Consider the following 26,637-nt stretch of genomic DNA (forward strand, 5'->3'; position numbering starts at 1 on the left):
CGTTTCATTTCAGCGCAGCACCTGACCCGCGGGCCAGCTGATCGTGGTCTCCAGATCGACCGTCTGCTTGGCTTCGGCCTCCAGATCGAAGCGCCAGGCCAGCAGGCCGCGCTTGTCGTCGTAATTCTCCTCGGTGGCTTTCGGCGTAGCGCTGTAGCTGATCTCAAGGTCTTCCTGCTCGCCATAGGGCACGCGGTCGATCAGGCGCACCGGCCAGATCTCGCCGGTCAGATTTTCGACCTCGATGCGCACGGTCTCGTTGCGCTCGTTGGATTTCGAGATCATCCCGCGGTCGCCCTCCTGCGCTTGCTCGACGATGCGGCGTAGCTGCATCCCGTCGATGGCCCCGAAGCCAAGGCGCAGCTCGGCCCCCGCCGCCACCAGCGGCAGGTGAGTGGCGCCGATGACCGCACCATCGAGCCAAAGCGTTGCCGGACCGGGCAGCAGAACCTGCCCGCTTTCATTGCGCGCCTCGGCGATGCGATACGCGGTGGGGTCGAGCATCGGCACCGCCTCGGCCAACACCTCGGCGGGCAATTCCAGCCGGTCCAGTTGCAGGCGCAGATCCTCGACGCCATCGCGGATATCGACCGCACCGTCATAGCGATAGGTGACCGTCTCGCCGACCATCTCAAGCGCGCCTGCGCCAACCAGGCTCTCATCGGCTGCGGCCATGGGTGCGGCCTCCATCGCATAGCCGCGCTCGACCTTGGCAAGCTGTCGCGGCTCCTCGGGCGGGCCAAAACGTAGGAACTCGGGCCACAGCTCCGAGGGCGCGCTGCGTTCGGACGGGCGCACCGTCGAAAGGGTCAGGGAGACACCGTTCCAATCCTCGCCGCTGGCCTGGCGCACCGACACGAGACGGTCGAGCGAAAGCACGCCCTGCGCACGATCCAGACGCACATCATAGGCGGGCTGCCAGCCGGCATCGGAAACGAAGGTGGTGATCGTCACCGTCCCGGCGCCGCTGACCTGCATCAGCACGGCATCGCTGTCGCGCGCGGGGTGTTCCAGTGCGGCCAGCGCCTTGCGGGCTTGCTCAAGCGCCTCGCGATCGGGGCGCAGGGCCAGATCGGCCGCGCGCGCTTCGGCCTCAGCGGTCAGCGCCTGACGCGAGGCCTCCAGCACCCCCTCGGCCACTGTCGCGGCAAGGGCGGCGACCTGCTCGGGCGGGGTATTGGCGGTGTCGAGCCTGTTGAGGAACGCGACGCGCGCCTGCGCCGCCAGAGCCTGCGCCCGGATCGCGGCGACGCCATCCTCGCCCGTCAGCAGCGCAGCCTCCAGCCGCTCGACCTCGGCGCGCGCGGCCTCGATCTCGGGCGAGGTGACCGCGTCGCTTGCAGGCTGGCGCTCGTCGATCAGGGTGACAGCGCCGATCCGCACCCCCTCGCCACTGACGCGCAGCGAGGCGATATCGGTGCCATCGGGCAGGTTCGGCACAAGCACCTCGGTTTCACCCTCGGCCACGGTCACGCTGCGGCTGACCTGCGCGCCCCAGGGGAAGAGGGTCACGGCGTTGATCTGGGCGGGGTGTTCGACCGGGGCCGCCAGAAGCGCCGAGGGCGCGGCGGCCAGCAACAAAACGGTGGTGAGCGAAAATTTCATGCGGGGCCTCCCGGAATACCTGCGCGCAGGGTCACCGGGGGGCAGCACAAAAGCAAGAGGGCGCCGATCACGGCGCCCTCACGTTTGGGTCAGCAGATCGCGGCGCGATCAGCCCTTCTTGAGGCAGCGGTTGCCAAGCGTCTCGGCGATCTGCACGGCGTTCAGTGCGGCGCCCTTGCGCAGGTTGTCCGACACGCACCACAGGTTGATGCCGTTCTCGATGGTCGAGTCCTGACGGATGCGCGAGATGAAGGTCGCGTAGTCGCCCACGCATTCCTTGGGCGAGATGTAGCCGCCCGCTTCGCGCTTATCGACGACCATGATGCCCGGCGCTTCGCGCAGGATGTCACGGGCCTCGTCTTCGTCGAGGAACTCTTCGAACTCGATGTTCACCGCTTCCGAGTGGCCCACGAAAACCGGCACGCGCACGCAGGTCGCGGTCAGCTTGATCTTCGGATCGAGGATCTTCTTGGTCTCGGCGGTCATCTTCCACTCTTCCTTGGTGGAACCGTCGTCGAGGAAGACGTCGATATGCGGGATCACGTTGAAGGCGATCTCTTTGGTGAACTTCTTCGGCGGCACCTCGGCGGTCGGGTTGTAGACAGCCTTGGTCTGCTCCCACAGCTCGTCCATGCCATCCTTGCCCGCGCCCGACACCGACTGGTAGGTCGAGACGACGACGCGCTTGATGCGCGCGCGGTCATGCAGCGGCTTGAGAGCCACCACCAGCTGCGCGGTCGAGCAGTTCGGGTTCGCGATGATGTTTTTCTTGCCGTATTGCTCGACAGCCTCGGGGTTCACCTCCGGCACGACCAGCGGAATCTCCGGGTCGTAGCGGTAGAGCGACGAGTTATCGATGACGATGCAGCCCTGCGACGCGGCGATGGGGGCGTATTTCTTCGTCGCCTCCGAGCCGATAGCAAAGAGAGCGATATCGTAGCCCGAGAAGTCGAAGCCCTCGATATCCTTAGTCTTCAGGGTTTTATCGCCAAAGCTGACCTCAGTGCCAAGGCTCCGGCGCGAAGCCAGAGCAACAACCTCATCGGCAGGAAACTGGCGCTCGGCCAGGATGTTCAGCATTTCGCGGCCCACGTTCCCCGTGGCGCCGGCGACGACGACTTTATAGCCCATCAGGACCTCCTTGCTCAAAAGAACGAGGCCGCTTAGCGAACATTGCGCGATTTGGAAAGGGATTCGTTACGATTTACGCAATGTGATGCGGGAATCCCGCGCCACCAAATCGGCCGCCCAATCGGCCTCGGAGGTGAAGTCATGCGGCACCTGCTCGGCCGTGCGCCGCCCCGAAAGCGAGAGCGAGGCGAAGAAGTCGAAGCCGAAAAGCGTGAGCGAGGACATGGAGCTGCGCGCGATCAGGTCGATCATCATCGCGCCGGTCGTGGGCGGGGCGCCAAGGGCTGCGTGCAGCCGCGCGTAATCGGCCAGCGGATGCAGGTAGAAACCGGGGCTTGTGGCAGTTGACCAGTCCAGCCGCTTACGCTTGGGGCTCATCCACAGATAGCGGGCAGGGCCGATCCGGGCCCGGTCAGCGGCACTGAGGCGCGTGGCCAGCGCCAGCCAGTCAGTCCGCGTGCCATGGCTGCGCGGGGATGGCATCGGCGCGCGGTTGATGCGGATGACCAGATCGGCACCGTCGATCTCGGCGCCGCAGTCGGTCTCGGCCAAGGCGCGGGCATTGCCGATCAGCGCGACACGCTTGCCCGCCAGCGTGGCCAGAAGGTCCGACTGCGCGACGGAAAGCGTTGCCAGAGGGGCCTCCCGGCGCAGGGTGCGCGCCAGCAGGAACGCCAGCCGGCTCACGCCAGCATCTCGCGGTAGATGGCGATGAGGGCGGCGGCTTCGCGCGCGATCGAGAAGTCGCGCAGTACATGGGCGCGGCAGGTTTCGCGCATGGCCGCCAATGCATCGCGGTCGTCGATCAGGATGCGCAGGGCCCCGGTCAGTGCCTTGGAATCGTCGGGGGCACAGAGCATCCCGGTCTCACCCGGCAGGATCTGCGCATCGAACGCGCCAACGCCATGGCAGGCCAGCGCAGGCGTGCCGCAGGCCATCGCCTCGATCGGGGTCAGACCAAAACCCTCCCACCGCGCGGGGGCAACGAACAGATCGATGGCCTGGTAAAGCTTCACAACCTCTTCCCAGGGCCGCTCGCCCAGGAAGCGCACGCGGTCGGACAGGCCCGCCGCCGCAAGGCGCTCTTCAAGGTCGCGCTGATAGGCCTCGTGCTCGGAGGTCGCGCGACCGGTGAAGACGATATGCACATCGGGGCGGGAGGGCAGCAGTTCCAGCGCCGCCTCGACAAGCAGATCCTGACCCTTCTGATGCCGGATACGCCCGAAGCAGCCGATCACCAGCCCCTGTGGCAGCCCAAGCGCCGTGCGCAGGGCGTCTCGGTCAGGGGCCGGCCGAAACACCTCGGTGTCGATGCCGTGCATGATCACCTCGGCTTCGCGTTCCAGATACGAGGCCGCTTGCGGCGAGGTCGCCACCAGTCGGTCCATGCGGCGGATCAGGCCCTTGGTGAAGCCCGAGTGGTCGCGTTGCGCGGCGGAGGTGAAGAGCAGCTTGTAGCGCAGGCCGATCGCGCGCAGCATCAGGCCCAGAACCATCTCGGTATTGCGCCGTGCGTGCCAGACGCGCAGGCGCCGCGGCAGGAAAGGCACCCGCCAGAGCGGGATATGCGGCACCTCGGGCGGCAAGCCCGGCCCAGTCGCCACGATCCCGATATCGCGCGCCTGCACGGGCACAAGGCGCAGCACCGTCGTCGTAACCCCCGACAGGCGGCGCTTGAGGTTCGGGGCGATGACGTCGATCTGATCGGGCTTGGGTGTCTGCATGGCGGCGTTCTAGCTTGTCTGATCCGACTTGTCTCGGGTGAAGAGGTAGAAGCACAGGCCGATCACCACCGGCACAAGGAAGAACAGGAACAGCGTCGCATAGGCGGCCTGGGGTGAGCCCTCAGCCGCCGCGTATTCAAAGACAGGACGCGAGCCGAACTGCGCCAGCGCGACGCCCGTGATCGAGAACATGTTGAGCAGCGTCACCCCCCGCCCGACCAGATGCGGCGGGAAGAAGGCCCGCCCATGCGCCATGATCGCCGGAAACGAGGCGCCGAAGAACCCCACCACCGCCAACATCGCCGTCGCCGTCCACAGCCCCACGCCCGGCGCCAGCCACAGCGCCGCCAGCGCGACGGCCAGCACGGCGTTGCCTGCCAGCACGACCCGCTTGTGGCTGCCCAGCAGGCGGTCGGCCGGGCCATAGGCGAAATTGCCCGCGATCATCGCCAGCCCCATCACCAGCGTCACATTGCCGATCAGCACCGCATCCGCGCCATGCACCGAGGTCAGATACGGCCCGGCCCAGAGCCCGCGGATACCCGCCGCGGCCGCATAGTTCGCTGCCGTCAGCGGCAAGAGCAGCCATAGCCCCGGCAGCCGCAGGATATCCAGAACCGAGCCGCGCTTGCCCGTGGGCTGCGGCAACCGCTCGGGATCACGGGTGAAGACAAAGACCGCCGCCGCCACGGCCAGCGTGATGCCGGTCAGCGCCCATAGGCTGGCGCGCCAGCCGATGGCCTCAACCGTGGCCGCCAGCGGCGCCGCGCCGGCCAGATTGCCAAGGCTGCCCACGCCGATGACGGCGCCCGCCAGAAACCCGAAGGCCGCCGGAGGGAAGCTGCGCGCAAAAATGTAGTAAGACCCCATCAGCACGGGCGAGCAGCCGATCCCGATCAGGATCATTGCGAGATGGATACCCCATGGCCCGCCCGCCACGGCAAAGGCTGCAGCGCCGCCACCGCCGCCAAGCGCGAGCAAGATGCCCACCGTCCGGCGCGGCCCGATGCGATCCAGCGCCTCGCCCACCGGGATCTGCATCAGCCCGAAGGCCACATACCAAAGCCCCAGCGAAACCGCGAGATCACCTGCGCTCGCCCCCAGTTCGGTCTTGAGAACCGGCGTCAGAACCGCAAGACACGCACGGTAGAATTGGCTGAGCACATAGCCCGCCACAAGAAAGGCAATGGATAGGCGCATAGGTTCCCTCGAAGATCGCGCACAAGCTGCCGTATGGGCGCGGGATGCGCAAGGGGCCGCGACCTTGCCAAGCAAGCGCCCAGCCGACAGGATGGCGCCAATCGAAGGAGACCCCGATGACCCCGACCCGACTGATGCTGCGGCTTTATTTCGGAGAGCTGATGCTTGGCCCCGGCAAGGCCGACCTGCTTGCGGGGATCGCCGAAGAGGGCTCGATCTCGGCTGCCGGGCGCCGCATGGGCATGAGCTACAAACGCGCCTGGATGCTGGTCGAGGCGATGAACGCAGGCTTTGCCGAGCCGCTCGTCGAAAGCGCGCGCGGGGGGGCAAAGGGTGGCGGCGCGGCGCTCACCGAGGCGGGGCAGCAGGTGCTGGCCGCCTATCGCGCGCTGGAGGCAAAACTGCGCGAGGCGGGCGCGGATGAGCTGGCGGCGATCGGCGCGCTGGTGCGCAGCGATATGTCCAACGGGAAATAAGGCTTGCGCCCTCGCGCGCCACACTGTTATGTCCGAAAAAACATATCGAGTCCAAGACCCCATGCGCCTTCTGCCCATTCTTGCCCTGACCATGGCCCCGCTTGCCGCCCAGGCCGATGAGGTTCTGGTCTTCGCGGCGGCCTCGATGCAGACCGCGCTCGATGAGATTGCGCAGGAGTGGCACGCCGAGACCGGCCATTCCGCGACGCTCGCCTATGGCGGCAGCGCCAAGCTGGCGCAGCAGATCGCGGCCGGGGCGCCTGCGGATCTGTATATCTCGGCCTCGACCCAATGGATGGACAGCCTTGAGGCCGCAGGCGCACTGGCTGAGGGCTCGCGCCGCGATCTGCTGGGCAACCGTCTGGTGCTGATCGCCTCAACGCCGGGGCCGATCACGCCGGAGGCCCTGCCTGATCGCCTTGGAACCGAGCATCTCGCGATGGGCCTGGTCGAAGCTGTTCCGGCCGGGCAATACGGCAAGGCCGCGCTGGAGCATCTGGGGCTTTGGCAGACCCTCGCCCCGCGGGTCGCGCAGACCGACAACGTGCGCGCGGCCTTGGCGCTGGTGGCCACGGGCGAGGCGCCCTTCGGGATCGTCTATGCCACCGACGCAGCGGCAGAGCTGCGCGTGCATGTCGCCGCCGAGTTCCCCTCTGACTGCCACCCGCCCATCGTCTACCCCGTTGCACGGATGCGCGATGCCCCGAATGCAGATGCCGCCGATGCGTTTCTGGCCTTCCTTGGCTCGGCACAGGCCTCCGGTATCTTCACCGCGCAGGGCTTTACGGTGATCGCGGCCCCATGACCGGATTGACGCCCGAAGAAGCTACGGCCCTGACGCTCTCGCTGCGCGTGGCGGGGGTGGCGGTGCTCGTCTCGCTGCCCGTGGGGCTGGCCGTGGCGATGGTGCTCGCGCGCGGGCGCTGGCCGGGGTTGTGGCTGCTGAATGCGCTGGTGCACCTGCCGCTGATCCTGCCGCCCGTCGTCACTGGCTACTTCCTGCTACTGGCCTTCGGGCGCAAGGGGCCGGTGGGCGCCTTCCTCGAACAGGCCTTCGGGCTGGTTTTCGCCTTTCGCTGGACGGGGGCTGCGCTCGCGGCGGCGGTCATGGGCTTTCCGCTGATGGTGCGCGCCATGCGGCTGGCGATCGAGGCCGTGGACCCCAAGCTTGAAGAGGCCGCCAGCACGCTTGGCGCCTCGCGCCTTGCGGTCTTTCGCAGCGTGACCCTGCCGCTGATCCTGCCCGGCGTGATCGCGGGCGCGGTGCTGGCCTTCGCCAAGGCGATGGGCGAGTTCGGCGCCACGATCACTTTCGTGTCGAATATTCCGGGCCAGACGCAGACCCTGCCCTCGGCCATCTACACCGCGCTTCAGGTGCCGGGCGGGGATACAACGGCCGGACGGCTGGCGTTGATCTCGGTCATCGTCGCGGTCTCTGCGGTGCTGCTGTCCGAATTCATTGCGCGCCGCGTCGCCGCGCGGATCAGGGGGGCGTGATGCTGGAGGTCTCGCTGCGTCACGATTTCGGCGGCTTCGCGCTGGATGCAGCCTTCACCGCCCCGGCCGGGGTTACGGCGCTGTTTGGCGCCTCGGGCAGCGGCAAGACGACGGTGGTCAATACGGTCGCCGGGCTGATGCGCCCCGATGCGGGCCGGGTGGTGGCGCAGGGCGAGGTCTTGCTCGATACCACCGCCGGGATCAGCCTGCCGCCGAACCGCCGCCGCATCGGCTATGTCTTTCAGGATGCACGGCTCTTTCCGCATCTGGACGTGCGCGCGAACCTTGTGTTCGGCGCGCGCTTTGCCCCGCGCGGCGCCTCCGGTCCCGATTTTGGTCGCGTGGTCGAGATGCTCGGCATTGGCGCGCTGCTTGAGCGCCGCCCCGGCGCGCTTTCGGGTGGCGAAAAGGCGCGCGTCGCCATTGGCCGCGCCCTGCTGTCCAAGCCGCGCCTGCTGCTGATGGACGAGCCGCTGGCCGCCCTCGACGCCCCACGCCGGGCCGAGATCCTTCCCTTCGTCGAGCGGTTGCGCGATGCGGGTCTGCCCATTCTTTACGTCAGCCATTCGGTGGCCGAGGTCGCCCGTCTTGCCGATACGCTGGTGGTGTTGGGGGAAGGCCGCATCCTGGCCTCTGGCCGGGCCGAGGATGTTCTGGCGGACCCCGCGCTTGCCGCGCAGTTCGGCGCGCAAGAGGCCGGCGCCCTGCTGCGCGCCCGTGTTCTGGGGACAGATGCCGACGGGCTGACCCGGCTGCAAACGGCGACCGGAACGGTCTGGGTCTCGCAATCCGCGCCTGCGGGGGCCGAGCTGCGCATCCGCATCCACGCCAGCGACGTGATCCTTGCGCGCGAGGCGCCACAGGGCCTCTCGGCGCTCAATATCCTGCCCGGAACGGTGGAGAAGATCGAAACCGACAGCGGCCAGCGCGCCTGGGTTCAACTGCGTATGGGCGAGGAGGCGATCCTTGCGCGCCTCACCCAACGCTCGGTCTCGGCGCTTGGGCTTGCGCCCGGTGTCGCCTGCCATGCGATCCTGAAATCGGTCGCGGTGGCGCGCGACGACCTGGCGCAAACACACAAATGAAAAGGCGCGCAGGCCCCTGCCCGCGCGCCTGAATGGATGTGAGAGGGGCTTAGGCCTCCAGCGTCTCGACGGCCTTGGCCTCGACGGTGTTCGCCCCGGCAATCTCGATCCGGCGGGGTTTCAGCGCCTCGGGCACCTCGCGCACCAGTTCGATATGCAGCATCCCGTCGGCATGGCTCGCGCCCGTGACCTTCATGTGATCGGCCAGCGCAAAGCGGCGCTCGAATGCGCGGGTGGCGATACCGCGGTGCAGATAGGTGCGGGCGGCCTCTTCCTCGGCCTTCTTGCCGGAAACGATCAGCGCGCCTTCCCGCAGTTCCACGTTCAGCTCATCCGAGCCGAAGCCCGCGACGGCGATCGAGATGCGATAGGCGTTCTCGTCGGTTTTCTCGATGTTGTAGGGGGGATAGGTCGGCTGGGCCACTTCGGCCGAAAGCACGCGATCCATCATGTCAGCCACACGGTCGAAGCCGACGGTGGCACGGTAAAGCGGCGAAAAGTCAAAACTACGCATGGTCTCATCCTCAACTGAGCGATGTCGTCTAGCCCTCCGCATCGGGACGGGCGGTTCATCCAAGGCCCTTGCGGCGCCTCGGTGAGACTGATCTGGGGAAGGTGAAACGCGGTTTCAAGACCCTCAGGGCCGCAGGAACTTAGCCCCGTCGCTACGCGTCGCAAGCGAGCGCGTGGCCGGCGCGCGATTGGCCATCACCGCCTCGATATCGGCCACGCGGCTGACCAGCGTGCCCAGAGAAACCGGCTGGTCATTCAGCCGCGCCTTGGCCGAGATGACCGAGACAATCCGCATCACCCCGTCGCGCAGCGCGAAGACCGGCGCACCCGAAGACCCGAAGTCGATCGAGCAGTCCATCAGCACGACATCGTCGGGCCGGTCGAGCACCTTGCACAGCTTTTGCAGCGCGGGCGCCTCAGCCCGGTCATGAGCATAGGACACGACGCCCACATCCTCGCCCCGGCGTGGAGGGGTGTCGATCGCGAAGGGTTGCAGCTGGGGCAGACGGATCGGCTGGTCCAGCTCGACCAGCGCCAGATCCCAGGCGACGCGGTCGAAACGGTCCGGCCCCTGATAGAGGTATGAGGGATGCGCAACCGCGCGCCGCGCGCCGCGATAGGCCACCGCACGCCCGTTGCGCAGACCCGCGCTGAACTCGATCTTATCAGCCGAGATCATCTGCCCGGTGTGGCTATCGAACAGGCAATGCGCTGCCGTCAGCACCAGATCGGGCGCGATCAGCGTTCCGGTGCAAAACCCCGTCCCGCCAAGATCGAGCCGCCCGACCGCCTCCCAGCCACGGCTGTCCGAGCCCGTGGTCAGGCTTTGCAGCGCGCTCGGCTCGGCCCCGGCGGGCGCGGCAAGCAGCAAGATGGCCAGGATCAGTCGGAGCATGGGTGCCTCGTGGGTTGACCCTTTCTAGACCGGCCCTTGGGCGAGATTAAGGCAAATCGGCCAGCGCGCGCGGCTTTGGCCCGCCGGTGGCCCAATCCAGCAGTTCGACCGTATGCACCACCGGCACCCCGGTGCCCGACCCGATCTGGATCATGCAGCCGATATTACCCGCCGCGATGACTTGCGGCACCTTGGCCTCCAGCGTGGCAATCTTGCGGCGCTTGAGTTCGGCCGAGATCTCGGGCTGGAGCAGGTTGTAGGTGCCAGCCGAGCCGCAGCACAGATGACTGTCGGCGGGTTCGACCACGGTGAAGCCCACGCGCTTGAGCAGATCCTTCGGCGCGGTCTTGACCTGTTGGCCGTGTTGCAGCGAACAGGCCGCGTGATAGGCCACGCGCAGATCCTTGGGCGCGCCTTCGGGCAGGCCGATGCGCTGGAGAAACTCGCTGATGTCGCAGGTCAGCCCCGAGACCTTGGCGGCGTCAGCCGCCATCGGGTCGTTGCGGAACATATGGCCGTAATCCTTGACGGTCGTGCCGCAGCCCGAGGTATTGATGACGATCGCGTCCAACTCGCCCTCGCCCAGATAGGCGCGGATATTGCGCGCAGCCTGATCGTGGCTTTCGCCCTCGCGGCCCATGTGATGCGTCAGCGCCCCGCAGCAGCCGAGGTTCTTCGGAATCACCACATCACAACCCAGACGGCACAGCAGGCGGATCGTCGCATCGTTGATATCGGTGTTCAGCGCCCGCTGTGCGCAGCCGATCTGCAAGGCCACACGGTAGCGCCGCTCTCCCATCGCCGGGAAGGTCTGCGGATCGTCGTTGCGGCTGACCGGGGGGATCTCTTTCGGCGCCATGGAAATCATCGCGCGCAGCCGCGCATCGGGCAGCAGCCCCGCGAAGGGCTTGGCGATCTTGGCGCCCAGCATCGCCAGCCGGAACCGCCCCGGATAAGGCACGATCTTCGCCAGCGTCCAGCGCAGCAGCCGGTCGAACAGCGGACGCTTGTAGGTCTTCTCGACATGGGCGCGCGCATGGTCGATCAGATGCATGTAATGCACCCCCGAGGGGCAGGTGCTCATGCAGGCCAGACAGCTCAGGCAACGGTCGATATGCTTGACGGTCTTGGCATCGGCGGGACGCCCGGCCTCAAGCATATCCTTGATCAGGTAGATCCGCCCGCGCGGGCTGTCGAGTTCATCCCCCAAGACTTGGTAAGACGGGCAAGTGGCCGTGCAAAACCCGCAATGCACGCAGGATCGCAGGATCTCATTGGCGCGCGCTACGCCCGGATCGGCAAGCTGCTCAGCGGTGAAATTCGTCTGCATCAGCCCATCCTTCCGGAGTTGAGAATACCGCGCGGATCAAAGCGAGCGCGCAACCCTCGCGACAGCGCGGCAACGGGCGCGGCCTCCGGCTCGAAGGCCGCAGCCTGCCCGCGCAGGCAAATCGCATGGCCGCTATAGGGTGCCGCTTTCGCACGAACATCGGTACCCTCTGGAACCAACGCCCAGATCAACCCGCCGCCCCAGTCCAGCACCACCTCACCGCCAAGCCGTGCGATCACACCCGGCGCGTCCGAGGGCTTGATCGAGAACCGCCACAGATCGCCAGAACGCCCATGGAAAGGCCGCACCTCGGCCAGATCGGCCCAGATCGCAGCGCTTCCGTCACGCTCGATCCGCGCACCATAGGGCGCCAGCAACGCAGCCAGCCGCTCCGCGCGATAGGCGACCGATTCCGCCAGCCCCTCGACCCGGACGACAGCGCCGATCCCAGGCAACCACCCCGCACCCGAAACGTCATAGGGCGAGCCAAGCGCGCGCGACAGCGCCGCCACCGCCTCGCCCGCGGGAATGTCCATCACCACGCTCGCCTGCGCTGGCGCCGCGGGCAACAGCTTGAAGGCCACCTCGCTCAACACCCCCAAGGTGCCCCAGCTTCCGGCCATCAGTTTTACCAGATCATAGCCGGTGACATTCTTCATCACCCGCCCGCCGTTCTTCACCACGGTCCCCGCACCATCGACGTAACGCACTCCGATCAGACTGTCGCGACAAGCCCCGGCCTGCACCCGCCGCGGCCCCGACACATTCGCCGCGACCACACCGCCGATGGTGCTTTCGCCGGAAACGCCCAGCAGCGCGCCCCACCGCGCGGGCTCAAACGGCAACCGCTGCCCCTCGGCGGCAATCGCGGCCTCGATCTCGGCCAAGGGCGTCCCCGCCCCGACCACCAGCGTCAAGGCACCCGGCTCATAAAGCGAAATGCCCGAAATCCCGACCTCCAGTACCTCGCCCACACCGCAACCGACCGGCCGCGTCCCACCACCCACGATATCCAGCGGGCCCGAGGCCGCACGGATCGCCTCGGCCAGTTGCCCCTCGCTCTCAACCTTCATCCTGCCCTGCCTTCAATGTGGTTCAAATATCCTCGGGGGTCCGGGGGCAGACAGCCCCCGGCGCTCTCAACCCGCGCGGCGCGCAGCACTGACATGCAACGGAAACACCTTGGCGGCGTTCAAAAGCCACGCCGGATCGAACACATCCTTGACGCACATCTGCGCCTCCAGATCGGGTGCGTCGAACTGCACCTCCATCAGGTCGCGCTTCTCGATGCCCACGCCATGCTCGCCGGTCAGACAACCGCCCGCCTCGACGCAAGCCTTCAGGATCTCGGCACCGAGACGCTCGCACTGCTCCTGCTGGCCGGGCTCGTTGGCATTATAGAGGATCAACGGATGCATATTCCCATCCCCGGCGTGGAAGACATTGGCGACCTCCAGCCCGTATTCGACCGACAACTCACCGATCCGCCGCAACACCTGCGGCAGGGCCGAAACCGGGATCGTCCCGTCAAGGCACATGTAATCGCCAATCTGCCCCATCGCCCCAAAGGCCGACTTGCGGCCCAGCCAGATGCGCTTGGCCTCATCCTCGCTCTGCGCCTCGCGGAACTCGACCGGATCATGCCGCATCGCGATCTGCCGGATCAGACCCAGTTGCTCGGCAATCTCGGCCTCGGACCCCTCGCATTCGACAATCAAGAGCGCCTCGCAATCGGGATAGCCCGCATGGCAAAACGCTTCGGTCGCGACGATGCAGGGGCGATCCATGAACTCGATGGCCACCGGCAGGATCCCCGCGCGTATGATGTCGGCCACACAGGCCCCCGCGATCTCGTTCGAGGAAAACCCGATCAGGACCGGGCGCGCGCCCTCGGGCTTGGGCAGAATGCGCAAAGTGGCCTCGGTCACGACGCCAAGTTGCCCTTCCGAGCCGCAGATCAGCCCGAGCAGATCAAGCCCCCCGGCATCGCAATAGGGGCCGCCGATCTCGACCACATCCCCGGCCATCGTCACCAGCGTGACGCCCAGCAGGTTGTTCGTCGTCACCCCGTATTTCAGGCAATGCGCCCCGCCCGAGTTCATCCCGATATTGCCTGCAATCGCGCAGGCCAGCTGGCTTGAGGGGTCAGGGGCATAGAACCAGCCATCGGCCTCGATCGCGCCGGTTACCGACAGGTTGGTGCGCCCCGCCTCGACCCGCACGAAGCGGTTGTCGTAATCGACTTCAAGCACCCGGTTCATTCGCGCCAGACCCAGCACCACCGAATCCTCCGACGGCATCGAGCCGCCCGCCAGACTGGTCCCCGCCCCGCGCGGCACGACCGGCACGCCATCGGCCGCGCAGATCTTCAGCGTGGCGGCAACCTCTTCGGTCGTGCGCGGCAAAACCACCGCCATCGGCTGGCAGCGATAGGCCGACAGCGCATCGCATTCATAGGCGCGGGTCTCGGCAGGATCGTCGATCACCGCATCTGCGGGAAGCACCGCGCGCAGCCGCGCAACGATTGCCGCCTTGCGGTCCAGAACGCGCTGGCTGGGAATGGGCATATCCATGGGCAACCTCCTCCGTCCGGTAAGAAATTATAACCAATTTTACTATATAGCAAGCATTGAGTCCGCCCGTGACGCCCTGCGCATGGAAAATCTGCTGTAAATCGGGCCACGCGAGCTTGCCGCCTTCGGGCTGCTCGTCGCGTCATGGCTCTGGATTGGCCGGGCGATCGAGCATTCCGCGCCGCTCCGCGCCTCGGTCGGCACGCTCACGGGGGCTACCGGCGCGAGCGGATGCTCCAGCCGCGCATCTTCGACAGCGCCATGGTGGGCGGGCCGCAGAAGTCCACGACCTTCTTCGCCTCGACCGCGATCATCGACATCGGCGATGATCAAGACCCCGCCGGTCTGAGCCTCAGGAACGCGCGCGTCCGCGCCCCTCGCGCAGCCATGCCGCGACGCTGAGCAGAGCCGCCATTACAAGCCAGGCCCAGGCGGGCAGTAGAGGCACGACGCGGATATCGGTGGTTGCCGCAGCCTCGCGCGGGGTGATGCCGATCCAACCGCGCCCGGCGGCGGGGCGGCCTGCGCGCACGGCCCGCACCGTCGGGATGCCGTCCGACAGCCGCGTCACCGCGCCCCCCGAGGCCGCAAGCGCCGCCGCCAGCGGCTCGGGTGAGGCGATCGGCTCATCATATTCGCGCGGGCTTGCCGGGCCGAGGGCTGCCACACGTTCCAGATCGCCCTGTGCCAGCCGGTAAAGCCCCGCCTCGGGGGCCACAAATCGCGCGGTGAAGCGCCCCGGTGCAGTTTCCTGCAAGACGATCTCGCGGGTCGAACCATCGGGCAGCGTCATCTGCACCGGATCGGCCTGCCCCTCCATCGTGCGCCGCACCACGGTCAGTGCCATGCTGCCCGGCTCGACCTCGGCAAATAGCGCCTCTTCCTCAAGCTCGGGTTCTTTCATTTCCCAGTGCGCGATGCGGCGCAGCAGTTCAAGCTGCGGCCCGCCTCCCTCATAGCCACGATCCCAGAGCCATGCGTGGTCCGACGCCAAGAGCGCCAGCCGCCCCTCGCCCGCCCGCGACAACACCAGCAGCGGCGCACCGCGCGCGCCCTGCATGACCACCTCGCCGGTCGGGTCGGTCAACTCGATCTGGCGCAGCCAGCGCCCCCAATGCGGGCCATCATCGCCTTCCACCCCCGGCGCGCCCTCCAGCCCCGCCGTCACCGGATGGCGCAGGCCAAGGTCGGTCGGGCGCGGCAGGAACGGCTCGGACAGCACGCGGCCGGTGGGACGCGCGGGCAGGATATCGGCGAGATCGGTCTGCCAGAGACTCTCGACCGTCGCATATTCGGGACCGGCGGCGACCAGAACGGCACCGCCGTTCAGAACATAGTCGCGGATGTTCTCGAAATAGGCCGAGGGCAGGATGCCCCGCTCGCCGTAGCGGTCGAAGATGATCAGGTCGAACTCATCGATCTTGTCGATGAACAGCTCTTGCGTGGGGAAGGCGATCAGCGACAGCTCGGCCACCGGCACACCATCCTGCTTTTCGGGCGGACGCAGGATGGTGAAATGCACGAGATCCACGCCGGGGTCGGACTTGAGCAGGTTGCGCCAGGTGCGCTCGCCCGCGTGCGGTTCACCCGAGACCAGCAGCACCCGCAGCCGGTCGCGCACGCCGTTGATCTGCACCACCGCGTCATTGTTGCGCGTCGTCAACTCGCCCTCGACCGGCAGGACCGAGAATTGCACGACGTTCTGCCCACCATGGCGCAGGGTCAGCGGCAGTTCCAGATCGCGCCCGACGCTAACCTCGTATTCTTTCGGCTCCTCGCCCTCGATCGAGATCGACACGGTCGCGCGACCGCCCACCTCGGCGGGCACGGCCCCGACATCCTCGACCCGCAGCCGGATCGAGACCGGCTCGCCGATGATACCGAAGGCGGGGGCGGTCTGGATCACCAGCCGACGGTCCCAGTCTTGCGGCGCACCGGTCAGCAGCAGGTGCAGGGGCGCGGGAAGGTCGGGGATCAGGGGCACGTCATGCACCTGCCCGTCACTGATCACGACCGCCCCGGCAACGCGCGCGCGGGGTTCGGCGGCCAGTGCCTCGGCCAACGCCGCGCCAAGACGGGTGCCGCTGTTCTCTTCGCCGTCCGGCACGGTGACGCGCCGCAACTCGGTTCCCGGCAAGGCGCCGATGCGCGCCTCCAGCGCCGCCACCGCCGCATCGGTCTGCGCGGCACGCCCGCCAAGCCCCTGCGAGGCCGAGCGGTCATCCACAAGCAGCACGATATCGGACAGCGCCTCGGTCTCTTCGCGTTGCAGCGACGGCCCCGAGAGCGCCGCGAGCAGCACAAGCGCCGCCATCCCGCGCAGCGGCCAGCCGGGCAGCCCGCGCCAGAGCGCAAGCGCCAGCAGCGCAACGGCCAGCCCCGCACCCGCGCCAAGCACCGCCCAGGGCAGAAGCGGCGCGAAGATGACCGAAAGCCCGCTCATTGCCCAAGCCTTTCCAGCAGCGCAGGCACGTGGACCTGGTCGGATTTGTAGTTCCCGGTCAGCACATGCATCACCAGATTGACACCGAAACGCATCGCGATTTCGCGCTGGCGATCCCCGCCCGAGCCGCGCCCGATCGGGAACATCGGCAGGCCGCGCGCGTCCTCGGCCCAGGCGGCGGCCCAGTCGTTGCCACCGATCACTACCGGCGTCACCCCGTCGTTGAGATTACGAAAGGGCATCCCCTCGGCGCGCTCGGCATCGGGGGGCGCGGCCTCGACCCAGATCGGGCCGTCATAACGGCCGGGAAAGGTTTGCAGCAGATAGAACGTCCGCGTCAGGACATGATCGCCCGGAACCGGTTCAAGCGGCGGAATATCGAGCGGCGCGGCCAGCGCCTGCAAGCGCCGCGCGGCGGGCGAGGCAGAGCCCACCCCCGACAGATCGGCGTCGCGGGTGTCGAACAGGATCATACCCCCGCCGCGCAGATAGCGGTTCAGCCGGGCATAGGCCTGCGGCGAGGGCGCGGGCTGATCGGCGGTAACGGGCCAATAGATCAGCGTGAACAGCGCCAGATCGTCGTGCTCGATATCCAGCGTCATTGGTTCGGACGGCTCGACGGCGGTGCGCGCAAAAAGCGTGTCCGAAAGGCCCTGCAGACCGGCAAGCGCGATCCGGTCCACCTCGGGGTCACCCGTCGGCATGTGTGCGAGCACGACGTTCGACGCCGCCGCAATCGCGCGCTCGGGGTCCATCGTGGTTTCCTCGGCGCGCAGGCCCGTGCCGGGCATCATGCCCAACCCAAGCGCCAGCAGAACCACCATCGCCCGCGCCATACGCTGCCCGCGCAACCGCCCCGAGACGGCAAGCGCGGCAAGGATATCCAGCGCCAGCAGCCCAAGCGCCGCCAGCAGCAACCAGCCCTTGAGCGGCATGGCGCGCGGCGCCTCGCCCCCCTCAACCGGCACGTCAAGGGGCCAGAGCGCGGGGGCAAGCTCCCGCCCCGGCGCCAGCGCATTCAGCGCGACCGAGCGATCCTCGGCCGCGTAAAGCCCCGGCGGCAGGGCTAGCCCGGCACCGGCGCCCGCCAGCGCCTCGCCCAGATCCTCGCCGGGGATACCTGCCCGGGCCTCGGCGCCCTCAAGCCGCCCGAAAGCGTCGATCAGCTTGACTGCACGCCATGTCGTTCCGGCCAGTTCGGCCTGCCCTGGCTGCGCCGGACGGGCCGAGATCGCCAGCCGTTCCAGCATCTGCGGAAACAGACCCGAGAGCGGCAGGCTGGACCATTCCGCATTGGCCGAGACGTGGAACAGCACGATCTCGCCCTGCCCGAAACGCGCGCGGGTCACAAGCGGCGTGCCATCCGCCAGCGCGGCGATAGTGCGTTCGGCCAGTTCGGGGCCGGGTTCAGCCATCACCTGCGCGCGCACCGTCACATCGTCGGGCGGGGTCAGACCGAAAAAGGGCGAGGCCTCGGGGAAAGGCGCAAGCTGGCGCGGCTCGCCCCAGCTCATCGTGCCGCCGACCGAGCGCCCGCCCGCCCGCAGCCGCACCGGCAGAAGCGGGTCATCACCGCTTTCGGCCGCCGCCATCCGGGGGCCCGCGAAGCGCAAGAGCAGACCGCCCTCCTCAACCCATTCGGCAAGACGGTCGGGCTCGGCCAGCGTCGCGACATCGGCCAGTACGATCACATCGGGCTTGGCGATCAGTATATCGTCAAGCGTGCCTTCGATCAGATCCGCGCTCGGCGCCAGCGCCTGTTGCAGGTAGTGCAGCGGCGAGAGCAGGGCGAGCCCCTCGCGCGTGGGCGCGCCGCCGATCAGCGCAACCTTGCGGCGCTTGACGGCATCGTCGGTCAGGCTGACCGCCCCGGCGCTGCGCAGGGCCGCGACCTCGAAGCGCGTCACCCGATTGCGCAGCTCGGGCGGCAGATCGAAGACCGCCTCGGCCCGCGTCGCGGCGCTCAGCGAGATCTCCTGCCGGGCCAGTTCGCGTTCGATCCCGGCGGGGTCGAGGCCGACCGCCGTTACCTCAACCGGGAAGGGCACCGGCGCCGAGGCGAGAGCAGGCACATGTACCGCGGCCTCGACAATGCGGGCCACACCGAGTGCCAGAACCGGCACGGCAGGCTGCCACACACGCAGGGCACCGCGGTCGCGCAAGGCGTCGACCAGCGCCTCGCGGCCGGGCCGCGCAAGCCCGTCGGACAGCCAGAGCGTCTCGAAACGCCCCTCGGGCAGCGGCGGCACATCGGCGCCCGGCTCCCACGGGGCGGGTTTCAGCCCGGCAAGCCCCGGCACCAAGTCGCCCGGCGCCGCGAAGGGCAGCGGGCCCGGCGGCGGATCGCTGAGCATCAGGATCGCGGCCGGGCGGCCGGCGCCCTCGGCCTCGCTCAGCGCCTCGTTCATCCGGGCCACCCGACGCGACCAGTCGCGCGCCGAAGCCCAAGAGCCATCCTCGACGATCAAGAGCGGTCCCTGCCCCGGCACGCTCACGACCGGGTTCAGAACCGGGCCGGCGAAACCCACTATCGCGGCAGCCAGCGCCAGCATCCGCAGCGCCAGAAGCCACCAGGGCGTGCGCTCGGCCTGCACCTCGTCATCGGCCAGCCCCAGAAGCAGCGCGACGCCGGGAAAGCGGCGGCGGATCGGCGCGGGGGGCACCGCGCGCAGCAAGAACCACAGCACCGGCAAGGCCGCCAGCCCCAGCAAGAGCCAGGGCGCGGTAAAGCCGATGGGGCCGAGAATGGTCATCCCCGCCTCCGCTCAAGCGCGGCCCAAAGCCACAGCAGCGGCACCTGCGCGGGATGGCCGGTGTGATGCGTCGCGAACTGCCAGCCCGCCGCGCGGGCGAGCCCTTCCAGCCGGTCGCGCCGCTCTGCCAGCCGCGCCAGATAGCGCGCGCGCAGATCGTCGGCCTTGCGGGTCTCGTGGCTCAGGCTGCCGCCCATGCTTTCGAAAATGGTGCGGCCGTGGAACGGGAATTCCTCTTCGGCGGGGTCGAGCACCTGAAGCATCACGCCCGACACGCCACGCTCGGCCAGCGCGGCAAGTGCGGCCTCAAGTGGGGCCAAATCGCCCAGGAAATCCGACAGCATCGCCACGCGGGCGTAATGCGCAACGCCCGCGATCTGCGGCATGCCATAATCGTCTTCGGACACGTCTCCGAACAGCAGCCCGGCCAGCGTCAGCAGTTGCGCGCGGCCGGGACGCGGCGGCGCGAGCGGGCCGGTCAGGCCCACGCGTTCGCCCGCGCGCACCATCAGCACCGCCAGCGCCAGCGCCAGCAGTCGCGCCCGCGCGCCTTTCGTGGGGCGCGACCGCGCGCCCTCGGGCGCGCCGCTGAACCGCATCGAGGCCGCATCATCGACCCAAAGATGCACCGATTGCGCCAGTTGCCATTCCCGCTCGCGCACGAATTGCTGGTCCGAGCGGGCCGAACGGCGCCAGTCCACCCGTCGCGCTTCATCGCCCGAATGGGCGGGGCGGTATTGCCAGAATTCCTCGCCCGGGCCGACGCGGCGGCGGCCATGCCCGCCCATCTGAACCGTTGCGGCAAGCTGTTCGGCGGCCACCAGTAGCGGCGGCAGGGCCGAGGCGGCACCCTCGGCCGCGCGGCGCAACTCAAGCGCCGCGGTCTGGGGTTTGGCGTTCACTCGGCGGCCTCAGCCTGACCCGAGACCTGCGCGGCGACGCTGGCAATGACCGAGGCAAGGTTTTCGCCGCGCGCACGGGCCGCGAAATTCAGCGCCATACGATGCGTCAGCACCGGGCGCGCCATGGCCAGCACATCCTCGACCGAAGGCGCAAGGCGGCCATTGATCAGCGCCCGCGCGCGCGCCGTCAGCATCAGCGCCTGCGCGGCGCGCGGCCCCGGCCCCCAGGCCAGCGCCTCATTGACGATGGCGGCGCTGTCGGCCTCACCGGGGCGGCAGGCGCGCACCAGATCGAGGATCAACTCCAGCACGCTTTCGCCCACCGGCATGCGACGCACGATCTCTTGCGCGGTGATCAGCTCATCTGGCGTAAAGACGGCATGGGCCTCGGCCATCGAGGCGCCGGTGGTCGCCAGAAGAATGTCGCGCTCGGTCGCGCGGTCGGGGTAATCCACGTCGATCTGCACAAGGAAGCGGTCTAGCTGCGCCTCGGGCAGCGGATATGTCCCTTCCTGCTCGATCGGGTTTTGCGTGGCAAGCACATGGAACGGGCGGCCAAGCGGGTGATGCACCCCGGCGATGGTCACCTCTTTTTCCTGCATCGCCTGCAACAGCGCCGATTGGGTGCGCGGGCTGGCGCGGTTGATCTCATCGGCCATCAAAAGTTGGCAGAAGACCGGGCCGGGAATAAAGCGAAACGCCCGACTGCCATCGGCGGCGGTTTCCAGCACTTCCGAGCCGAGAATATCGGCAGGCATCAGGTCGGGCGTGAACTGGATCCGGCTGGAGCTGAGCCCCATCACGGTCGACAGCGTATCGACCAGCAGCGTCTTTCCCAGACCCGGCAGGCCCACCAAAAGCGCGTGCCCGCCCGACAAAAGCGCAGAGAGCACCAGTTCCACCACGCGCTCCTGCCCGATGAAGCGGCGGTTGATCGAGGCCCGCGCCAGACCGAGCCTTTCCCCCAGACGCTCGATTTCAGCGACAAGATCGGCAGGCTCGGACATGACAAAGGCTCCCCAGAGGTTATATCGTCAGGAAAACAGATATTTGTTCCGGACCCAAACGCAAAGCGACCATGACCGACGATCAGCCCCCACAAAATGCCGTGAAAGCCCCATCGGCCGAAGGGCTCGCCCAGGCGGCGGGCAAGGCCTCGAAAAAGGGGCCGCCGCCGGTGCACCTTTGGAACCCGCCCTTTTGCGGCGATCTGGATATGGAGATCCGCCGCGACGGCACATGGTTCTACCTTGGCACGCCCATTGGGCGGCAGCCGCTGGTGAAGCTGTTCGCCTCGATCCTCAAGCTTGAGGACGGCGAGTATTTCCTTGTGACCCCCGTCGAGAAGGTGGGCATCCGTGTTGTCGATGCGCCTTTCGTTGCGGTCGATTGCACCGTTTCCGGGGCGGGTGAGGCGCAGGATCTGACCTTCACCACCAATGTCGGCGATAGCGTCACCGCGGGCGCCGAGAACCCGATCCGCGTGGTGCGCGCACCCGATGGCGAGCCTTCGCCCTATGTCCATATCCGGCGCGGGCTTGAGGCGCTGATCGACCGCAAGACCTTCTACCGGCTGATCGACATCGCCGTGCCCGGCCCGCATGAGGGGCAGGACTGGCTTGGCCTGTGGTCGAGCGGGCAGTTCTTTCCGGTGATCCCGATGGCCGAGCTGTGACGTGCCGCGATTTGCCGCCAACCTGACATTCCTGTTCACCGAGAGGCCATTCCTTGATCGCTTCGCCGCCGCCCGCGCGGCAGGGTTCGACGCGGTCGAGGCACTGTTTCCCTACGATCACCCGGCGCAGAGCGTGCGCGACCGCCTTGACGCGGCCAGCCTGCACCTTGTGCTGATCAACACGCCTGCCGCAGACTGGGCCGATGGCGGGCGCGGCTGCGCGGCCATTCCGGGACAAGAAGACCGCTTCCGGCGCGAGTTCGCGCAGGCCCAGGACTATGCCGAGGCGCTTGGCGCGGGGCTTGTACATATCATGTCGGGGTTGGCCTCGGGCCCCGAGGCGCGGGAATGCTATCTGCGCAATCTCGAATGGGCCGCGGCACAGGTGCCGGCCCGGCGCCTCACGATCGAGCCGATCAACCCGATCGACATGCCGGGCTATTTCCTGAACGATTTCACGCAGGCCGGGGCGATACTGAATGAACTCGCCGCGCCGAACCTGCATCTGCAATTCGACGCCTACCACGCTCATCGGATCATCGGTGACGTGAACGCCGCCTGGCGGCGATACGGCCAGCGCGCCGCGCATATCCAGATCGCAGGTTATCCGGGACGGCAGGAACCGACGGGCGGTCTGATCGACTATCCCGCCTTCTTCTCGCAGCTTGATGCCGAAGGTTACGTCGGCCATGTCAGCGCCGAGTATTTCCCTGCGGGCGATACTGCCGAGGGGCTTGGCTGGTTCAGTAAGGCGAAGGGCTAGGACAGGCGCCCTCGTGATCCGCGCAGCCGCGCGCGGGCGTTTCGGGTTCCAGCGTGACATGGGTCAGGCCCATCTCCTCGGCCAGCATCTGCTTGGCCCGCGCGATCACCTCGGCGAAATCCGCGCCCTCGGTCAGCACCAGATGCGCCTCGAGCGAGCTGCGCTTCTCGTCGATCTGCCACAGGTGGACGTGATGCACGCTCTCGATACCCTCCAGCGCAGTCAGGCGGCGGGTGACGTCAGTCGCGTCGCGCCGCTCGGGCGCGCCCAACATCAGGATGCGCAGCACAGGGCGCAGATCGCCCGCCACATGCCACAGGATGAACAGCGAAATCCCGATCGTCAGGAGCGGGTCCACAAGGCGCCAATCGTAGAGAAGGATCAGCACGCCCCCCACGATCACCGCGACCGAGGCGCCGGCATCGGCCAGGTTATGCATGAAAGCCGCGCGGATATTCAGGCTGTCCTTCGAGAGCCGCCAGGTCAAAGCCGCCGTGCCCAGGTCGATCACCAGCGCAAGACCCGCCAGCCAGACCACGATCCAGCCATCGACGCCGGGCGGATCGATCAGACGCCCGGCGGCCTCGGCCATCAGCCAGATCGCAACGATGACCAGCGCGACGTAATTCACCAGTGCGGCGACCACCTCGGCGCGCGCCCAGCCAAAGCTCATGGCGGCATCGGCCCCGCGCCGTGCCAGCCGCCGCGCGCCGAAAGCCAGCACCAGCGCCGCCGCGTCCGAGAAGTTATGCACCCCGTCGGCAATCAGCGCCACCGATCCGGCAATCAGCCCGCCCGCGATCTGCGCGAAGGTCAGCCCAACGTTGATCGCCACCGCCCAGGCAACCTGCCGGTCGCCCGCATCGGGGCTGATGTGATGGTGGTGGTGATGACCGTGGTGGTCATGATCGTGGGGCATAGGGTCACTCTACCGGGATCGGGGGCGAAGTCACTCGCAGCTTTGCCGCATCTGTGCACCGGTGAACAGGGGCCGATGCCGTGCCTGTTTCGGACGGGCCAACACGAATGCGCGATCACCCGGCCTTCCGCAAGCTCGGGCGCCCCGCGACGATCCTGTCAGTTACGCTTCCCCTTCAGCCTGATGCTGGCAGTGCGGACGACCCGCGCCTGACCGGCCCTCAGTGCGCCTCGGCCCAGCTGGCGCCGGTGCCGGCATCGACGACAAGCGGCACCGACAGATGAACTGCCGGATCGGCCGCCCCCTCCATCGTTGCGCGCGCGGCCGCGATCAGCGCCTCGGTCGCGCCTTCCTCGACCTCGAAGATCAATTCGTCGTGCACCTGCAAGAGCATGGTCGCGGGCAGTCCGCGGATCGCGTCAGGCATACGCACCATGGCGCGGCGGATCACATCGGCGGCGGCGCCCTGAATCGGCGCGTTGATCGCTGCGCGCTTGGCGAAACCCGCACCCGGCCCCTTGGCGTTGATCTCGGGCGTGTGGATGCGGCGACCGAACAGCGTTTCGACAAAGCCGTTTTCCTTCGCGAAAGCCACGGTGTCGTCCATGTATTTGCGTATGCCGGGGAAACGCTCGAAATAGCGATCGATGAAGCGCTGCGCCTCGGCGCGCGGAATGCGCAGGTTGCGCGCTAGGCCAAAGCCCGAGATGCCGTAGATGACTCCAAAGTTGATCGCCTTGGCCTGACGGCGGATCATCGGGTCCATGCCCTCGATCGGCACGTTGAACATCTCTGACGCCGTCATCGCGTGAATATCCAGGCCCTCGCGGAAGGCCTCTTTCATCGCGGGCAGGTCAGCGACATGGGCGAGGATGCGCAGCTCGATCTGGCTGTAGTCGAGGCTGACGATCGTCATCCCCGGCCCGGCCACGAAAGCCTCGCGGATGCGGCGGCCCTCGTCGCTGCGCACGGGGATGTTTTGCAGGTTCGGATCGGTCGAGGCCAGACGCCCGGTGTTCGCGCCTGCGATGCTGTAGGACGTATGCACGCGCCCGGTTTCCGGGTTCACATGGCCCTGAAGCGCGTCCGTATAGGTCGATTTCAGCTTCGAGATCTGCCGCCAGTCGAGCACTTTCGAGGAAAGCGCGGCCGCCTTGGGCTGATCCTCCATCGTGGTGATGTCCTCAAGCAAATCGGCGCCGGTGGAATAGGCGCCGGTCTTGCCCTTGGTCCCGCCCGGAACACCGATCTGGTCAAAGAGGATCTCGCCCAACTGCTTGGGCGAGCCCACGTTGAAGGGCTGGCCCGCAAGGTCCTGAATTTCAGCCTCCAGCGCCGCCATTTTCTGGGCAAAAGCGTTCGACATCCGCGCCAGAACCTGCGCATCGACGCGCACGCCCGCCATCTCCATATCAGCCAGAACGGGCACCAGCGGGCGCTCTTCGGTTTCGTAGATCGTGGTGGCGCGGGCGCGGTGCAGCATCGGCTTGAAGCGGGCCCACAGGCGCAGCGTGATGTCGGCATCCTCGGCCGCATAGGCCACGGCCTTGTCGATCTCGACCTTGTCGAAGGTGATCTGCGCCTTGCCCGTCCCCAGCAATTCCTTGATCGGGATCGGGCGATGATCGAGATAACGCTCCGACAGCTCATCCATGCCGTGGTTATGCAGCCCCGAGAACATCGCGTAACTCATCAGCATTGTGTCGTCGAAAGGCGCAACGCGGATGCCGTGGCGAGCGAATATCTTGAGGTCATACTTCATGTTCTGCCCGATCTTGAGGATCGCTTCGTCCTCAAGCACAGGTTTGAGCAGCGCCAGCGCCGCATCCAGATCCATCTGCCCCGGCGCGCGGGCGGTGCCGCCGAAAAGATCGTCGCCCCCTGTGGTATGGCCAAGCGGGATATAGGCGGCCTTGCCTGCGACCGAGCAGATCGACACGCCGACCAGATCGGCACGCATCTCGTCAAGGCTGGTGGTTTCGGTATCGACGGCAAGCCAGCCCAGGGCGCGGGCCTCGCTCAGCCAGGCTTGCAGGGTTTCACCATCGCGGATGCAGACATAGGCCGAGGTATCGAAGGGCGCCTCAGGCACGGCCGTGGGTTCCAGGCGCGGCTGCGGGGCGGCACCTGCGGCCCAACGCGCGGCGGCATCGACCCCGGCGGGTTCCATCGGCGGCAGGGTCGGTGCCTCGACCCCGAAGCGATCCGCGACGCGCTTGGTCAGCGTGCGGAACTCCATGAGGTTGAGGAATGCCATCAGCTCTTCGGGGTTCGGATCCTTGACCTCAAGGCTCTCCAGCGTGAAATCGAGCGGCGCGTGATCGTCCAGCGTCACAAGGCGCTTCGAGACCCGGATCTGGTCGGCGAAGTCGATCAGTGTCTGGCGCCGTTTGGGCTGCTTGATCTCTTCGGCGCGGGCCAGCAGCGTTTCCAGATCGCCGTATTCGTTGATCAGAAGCGCCGCCGTCTTGATCCCGATCCCCGGCGCGCCGGGCACGTTATCGACCGAGTCGCCCGCCAGCGCCTGCACGTCGATCACCCGATCCGGGCGCACGCCGAACTTGGCCTCGACCTCATTGGGGCCGATGCGCAGGTTCTTCATCGCATCGAGCATCTCGACCCCACCGCCGATCAGCTGCATCAGATCCTTGTCCGACGAGATGATGGTGACGCGCCCGCCGGCCTCGCGGGCCTCGCGCGCAAGGGTGGCGATGATGTCGTCGGCCTCGAAACCCTCGGTCTCGATACAGGGCAGGTTGAAGGCGCGCGTCGCGTCGCGGGTCAGGGGGAACTGCGGGCGCAGATCCTCGGGCGGCGGCGGGCGGTTGGCCTTGTATTCGGGGAAGATCTCGTTGCGGAAGGTCTTGGAGCTATAGTCGAAGATCACCGCCGCATGGGTCGGCGCATCGGGGCCCTTGGCCTCTTCGATATAGCGAAAGATCATGTTGGCAAAGCCCGCGACGGCCCCCACCGGCAGCCCGTCCGACTTGCGCGTCAGCGGCGGCAGCGCATGATAGGCGCGGAAGATGAAAGCCGAGCCGTCGATCAGATGCAGATGGCAGCCTTTGCCGAATGCCATGGGGTCCTCCGTGTCGCGTTGACCCGTTCTGCCATAGCCCGCGCCGGGCCGAAACCCGCAAACGAAAAGCGGCC

The 26,637-nt window shown here is 67.5% G+C and carries 22 protein-coding genes; 6 read left to right on the top strand and 16 right to left on the bottom strand.

Annotated elements, in window-relative coordinates; translation table 11 throughout:
- Nucleotides 1-9: 9 nt before the first annotated feature.
- From KTQ37_RS11040 to KTQ37_RS11060, 5 genes are all read right to left on the bottom strand, one after another.
- Complete coding sequence (locus KTQ37_RS11040; protein WP_218630571.1) at nucleotides 10-1,605, bottom strand: DUF4139 domain-containing protein; 1,596 nt, start codon at nucleotides 1,603-1,605, stop codon at nucleotides 10-12.
- A gap of 108 nt (nucleotides 1,606-1,713) precedes the next feature.
- Complete coding sequence (locus KTQ37_RS11045; RefSeq protein ID WP_218630572.1) at nucleotides 1,714-2,736, bottom strand: aspartate-semialdehyde dehydrogenase; 1,023 nt, start codon at nucleotides 2,734-2,736, stop codon at nucleotides 1,714-1,716.
- Between the two features lie 66 nt (nucleotides 2,737-2,802).
- Entirely contained in the window at nucleotides 2,803-3,423 is a 621-nt protein-coding gene (locus KTQ37_RS11050) for a glycosyltransferase family 29 protein (RefSeq protein ID WP_218630573.1), read from the bottom strand.
- Nucleotides 3,420-4,460, bottom strand: a complete 1,041-nt coding sequence (locus tag KTQ37_RS11055) for a glycosyltransferase family 4 protein (protein WP_218630574.1) — start codon at nucleotides 4,458-4,460, stop codon at nucleotides 3,420-3,422. The genes KTQ37_RS11050 and KTQ37_RS11055 overlap by 4 nt, the downstream gene beginning before the upstream one ends.
- Nucleotides 4,461-4,469: 9 nt before the next feature.
- Complete coding sequence (locus KTQ37_RS11060; RefSeq protein ID WP_218630575.1) at nucleotides 4,470-5,660, bottom strand: MFS transporter; 1,191 nt, start codon at nucleotides 5,658-5,660, stop codon at nucleotides 4,470-4,472.
- 116 nt (nucleotides 5,661-5,776) lie between these two features.
- On the opposite strand from KTQ37_RS11060, the gene KTQ37_RS11065 reads away from it, so the two are divergent.
- The 4 genes from KTQ37_RS11065 to modC all read left to right on the top strand — a co-directional run bounded on the left by KTQ37_RS11065 (nucleotide 5,777) and on the right by modC (nucleotide 8,718).
- Complete coding sequence (locus tag KTQ37_RS11065) at nucleotides 5,777-6,136, top strand: winged helix-turn-helix domain-containing protein (protein ID WP_218630576.1); 360 nt, start codon at nucleotides 5,777-5,779, stop codon at nucleotides 6,134-6,136.
- A 61-nt stretch (nucleotides 6,137-6,197) separates the two neighbouring features.
- Entirely contained in the window at nucleotides 6,198-6,941 is a 744-nt protein-coding gene (gene modA, locus KTQ37_RS11070) for a molybdate ABC transporter substrate-binding protein (protein ID WP_218630577.1), read from the top strand.
- On the top strand, nucleotides 6,938-7,633 hold the full coding sequence (modB, locus tag KTQ37_RS11075) for a molybdate ABC transporter permease subunit (RefSeq protein WP_218630578.1): 696 nt from the start codon (nucleotides 6,938-6,940) through the stop codon (nucleotides 7,631-7,633). The genes modA and modB overlap by 4 nt, the downstream gene beginning before the upstream one ends.
- Nucleotides 7,630-8,718 carry a molybdenum ABC transporter ATP-binding protein gene (modC, locus tag KTQ37_RS11080; RefSeq protein ID WP_218630579.1) on the top strand — a complete coding sequence of 363 codons (1,089 nt, stop codon included), beginning with the start codon at nucleotides 7,630-7,632 and terminating at the stop codon, nucleotides 8,716-8,718. Before modB ends, modC begins: the two co-directional genes overlap by 4 nt.
- A gap of 49 nt (nucleotides 8,719-8,767) precedes the next feature.
- Here modC and KTQ37_RS11085 read toward each other — a convergent pair whose 3' ends face one another.
- The 9 genes from KTQ37_RS11085 to KTQ37_RS11125 form a co-directional block, all read right to left on the bottom strand.
- Nucleotides 8,768-9,232, bottom strand: a complete 465-nt coding sequence (locus KTQ37_RS11085; protein WP_218630580.1) for an Hsp20 family protein — start codon at nucleotides 9,230-9,232, stop codon at nucleotides 8,768-8,770.
- Nucleotides 9,233-9,355: 123 nt separating this feature from the next.
- Nucleotides 9,356-10,126, bottom strand: a complete 771-nt coding sequence (locus KTQ37_RS11090) for a trypsin-like serine peptidase (RefSeq protein WP_218630581.1) — start codon at nucleotides 10,124-10,126, stop codon at nucleotides 9,356-9,358.
- 46 nt (nucleotides 10,127-10,172) lie between these two features.
- Complete coding sequence (gene glcF, locus KTQ37_RS11095) at nucleotides 10,173-11,456, bottom strand: glycolate oxidase subunit GlcF (RefSeq protein WP_218630582.1); 1,284 nt, start codon at nucleotides 11,454-11,456, stop codon at nucleotides 10,173-10,175.
- Nucleotides 11,456-12,529 (bottom strand): FAD-binding protein, encoded by a 1,074-nt coding sequence (locus KTQ37_RS11100; protein WP_218630583.1) that lies wholly within the window; start codon nucleotides 12,527-12,529, stop codon nucleotides 11,456-11,458. The genes glcF and KTQ37_RS11100 overlap by 1 nt, the downstream gene beginning before the upstream one ends.
- Nucleotides 12,530-12,595: 66 nt before the next feature.
- Nucleotides 12,596-14,029 (bottom strand): FAD-linked oxidase C-terminal domain-containing protein, encoded by a 1,434-nt coding sequence (locus KTQ37_RS11105; protein ID WP_218630584.1) that lies wholly within the window; start codon nucleotides 14,027-14,029, stop codon nucleotides 12,596-12,598.
- Nucleotides 14,030-14,381: 352 nt separating this feature from the next.
- Nucleotides 14,382-16,472: a hypothetical protein gene (locus KTQ37_RS11110; protein ID WP_218630585.1), complete on the bottom strand. Its 2,091-nt coding sequence runs from the start codon at nucleotides 16,470-16,472 to the stop codon at nucleotides 14,382-14,384.
- Complete coding sequence (locus KTQ37_RS11115) at nucleotides 16,469-19,225, bottom strand: DUF4159 domain-containing protein (RefSeq protein WP_218630586.1); 2,757 nt, start codon at nucleotides 19,223-19,225, stop codon at nucleotides 16,469-16,471. The genes KTQ37_RS11110 and KTQ37_RS11115 overlap by 4 nt, the downstream gene beginning before the upstream one ends.
- On the bottom strand, nucleotides 19,222-20,127 hold the full coding sequence (locus KTQ37_RS11120) for a DUF58 domain-containing protein (RefSeq protein ID WP_413243722.1): 906 nt from the start codon (nucleotides 20,125-20,127) through the stop codon (nucleotides 19,222-19,224). The genes KTQ37_RS11115 and KTQ37_RS11120 overlap by 4 nt, the downstream gene beginning before the upstream one ends.
- Nucleotides 20,124-21,134: an AAA family ATPase gene (locus KTQ37_RS11125; protein WP_218630587.1), complete on the bottom strand. Its 1,011-nt coding sequence runs from the start codon at nucleotides 21,132-21,134 to the stop codon at nucleotides 20,124-20,126. Before KTQ37_RS11125 ends, KTQ37_RS11120 begins: the two co-directional genes overlap by 4 nt.
- A gap of 71 nt (nucleotides 21,135-21,205) precedes the next feature.
- Between KTQ37_RS11125 and KTQ37_RS11130 the strand changes: the two genes are divergently transcribed.
- The gene (locus KTQ37_RS11130; RefSeq protein ID WP_218630588.1) at nucleotides 21,206-21,802 is read left to right on the top strand and encodes a DUF1285 domain-containing protein; all 597 of its coding nucleotides are present in this window, start codon (nucleotides 21,206-21,208) and stop codon (nucleotides 21,800-21,802) included.
- 1 nt (nucleotide 21,803) lies between these two features.
- The gene (locus tag KTQ37_RS11135; RefSeq protein ID WP_218630589.1) at nucleotides 21,804-22,565 is read left to right on the top strand and encodes a hydroxypyruvate isomerase family protein; all 762 of its coding nucleotides are present in this window, start codon (nucleotides 21,804-21,806) and stop codon (nucleotides 22,563-22,565) included.
- Here KTQ37_RS11135 and KTQ37_RS11140 read toward each other — a convergent pair.
- Nucleotides 22,546-23,484 (bottom strand): cation diffusion facilitator family transporter, encoded by a 939-nt coding sequence (locus KTQ37_RS11140; protein ID WP_218630590.1) that lies wholly within the window; start codon nucleotides 23,482-23,484, stop codon nucleotides 22,546-22,548. The genes KTQ37_RS11135 and KTQ37_RS11140 overlap by 20 nt on opposite strands.
- A 220-nt stretch (nucleotides 23,485-23,704) precedes the next feature.
- The gene (gene polA, locus KTQ37_RS11145) at nucleotides 23,705-26,563 is read right to left on the bottom strand and encodes a DNA polymerase I (protein ID WP_218630591.1); all 2,859 of its coding nucleotides are present in this window, start codon (nucleotides 26,561-26,563) and stop codon (nucleotides 23,705-23,707) included.
- Nucleotides 26,564-26,637 lie beyond the last annotated feature (74 nt).

The sequence above is a fragment of the Sedimentimonas flavescens genome (genome assembly GCF_019264375.1).
In the GTDB taxonomy this organism is placed as follows: domain Bacteria; phylum Pseudomonadota; class Alphaproteobacteria; order Rhodobacterales; family Rhodobacteraceae; genus Rhodobacter; species Rhodobacter flavescens.

Coding starts and splice junctions, on each gene's coding strand:
- KTQ37_RS11040 (WP_218630571.1), bottom strand. CDS start 1,605: ATGAAATTTTCGCTCACCACCGTTTTGTTGCTGGCCGCCGCGCCCTCG.
- KTQ37_RS11105 (WP_218630584.1), bottom strand. CDS start 14,029: ATGGATATGCCCATTCCCAGCCAGCGCGTTCTGGACCGCAAGGCGGCA.
- KTQ37_RS11060 (WP_218630575.1), bottom strand. CDS start 5,660: ATGCGCCTATCCATTGCCTTTCTTGTGGCGGGCTATGTGCTCAGCCAA.
- KTQ37_RS11125 (WP_218630587.1), bottom strand. CDS start 21,134: ATGTCCGAGCCTGCCGATCTTGTCGCTGAAATCGAGCGTCTGGGGGAA.
- KTQ37_RS11115 (WP_218630586.1), bottom strand. CDS start 19,225: ATGACCATTCTCGGCCCCATCGGCTTTACCGCGCCCTGGCTCTTGCTG.
- KTQ37_RS11090 (WP_218630581.1), bottom strand. CDS start 10,126: ATGCTCCGACTGATCCTGGCCATCTTGCTGCTTGCCGCGCCCGCCGGG.
- KTQ37_RS11055 (WP_218630574.1), bottom strand. CDS start 4,460: ATGCAGACACCCAAGCCCGATCAGATCGACGTCATCGCCCCGAACCTC.
- KTQ37_RS11045 (WP_218630572.1), bottom strand. CDS start 2,736: ATGGGCTATAAAGTCGTCGTCGCCGGCGCCACGGGGAACGTGGGCCGC.
- KTQ37_RS11085 (WP_218630580.1), bottom strand. CDS start 9,232: ATGCGTAGTTTTGACTTTTCGCCGCTTTACCGTGCCACCGTCGGCTTC.
- modA (WP_218630577.1), top strand. CDS start 6,198: ATGCGCCTTCTGCCCATTCTTGCCCTGACCATGGCCCCGCTTGCCGCC.
- KTQ37_RS11100 (WP_218630583.1), bottom strand. CDS start 12,529: ATGAAGGTTGAGAGCGAGGGGCAACTGGCCGAGGCGATCCGTGCGGCC.
- KTQ37_RS11110 (WP_218630585.1), bottom strand. CDS start 16,472: ATGAGCGGGCTTTCGGTCATCTTCGCGCCGCTTCTGCCCTGGGCGGTG.
- KTQ37_RS11140 (WP_218630590.1), bottom strand. CDS start 23,484: ATGCCCCACGATCATGACCACCACGGTCATCACCACCACCATCACATC.
- KTQ37_RS11065 (WP_218630576.1), top strand. CDS start 5,777: ATGACCCCGACCCGACTGATGCTGCGGCTTTATTTCGGAGAGCTGATG.
- polA (WP_218630591.1), bottom strand. CDS start 26,563: ATGGCATTCGGCAAAGGCTGCCATCTGCATCTGATCGACGGCTCGGCT.
- KTQ37_RS11130 (WP_218630588.1), top strand. CDS start 21,206: ATGACCGACGATCAGCCCCCACAAAATGCCGTGAAAGCCCCATCGGCC.
- modB (WP_218630578.1), top strand. CDS start 6,938: ATGACCGGATTGACGCCCGAAGAAGCTACGGCCCTGACGCTCTCGCTG.
- glcF (WP_218630582.1), bottom strand. CDS start 11,456: ATGCAGACGAATTTCACCGCTGAGCAGCTTGCCGATCCGGGCGTAGCG.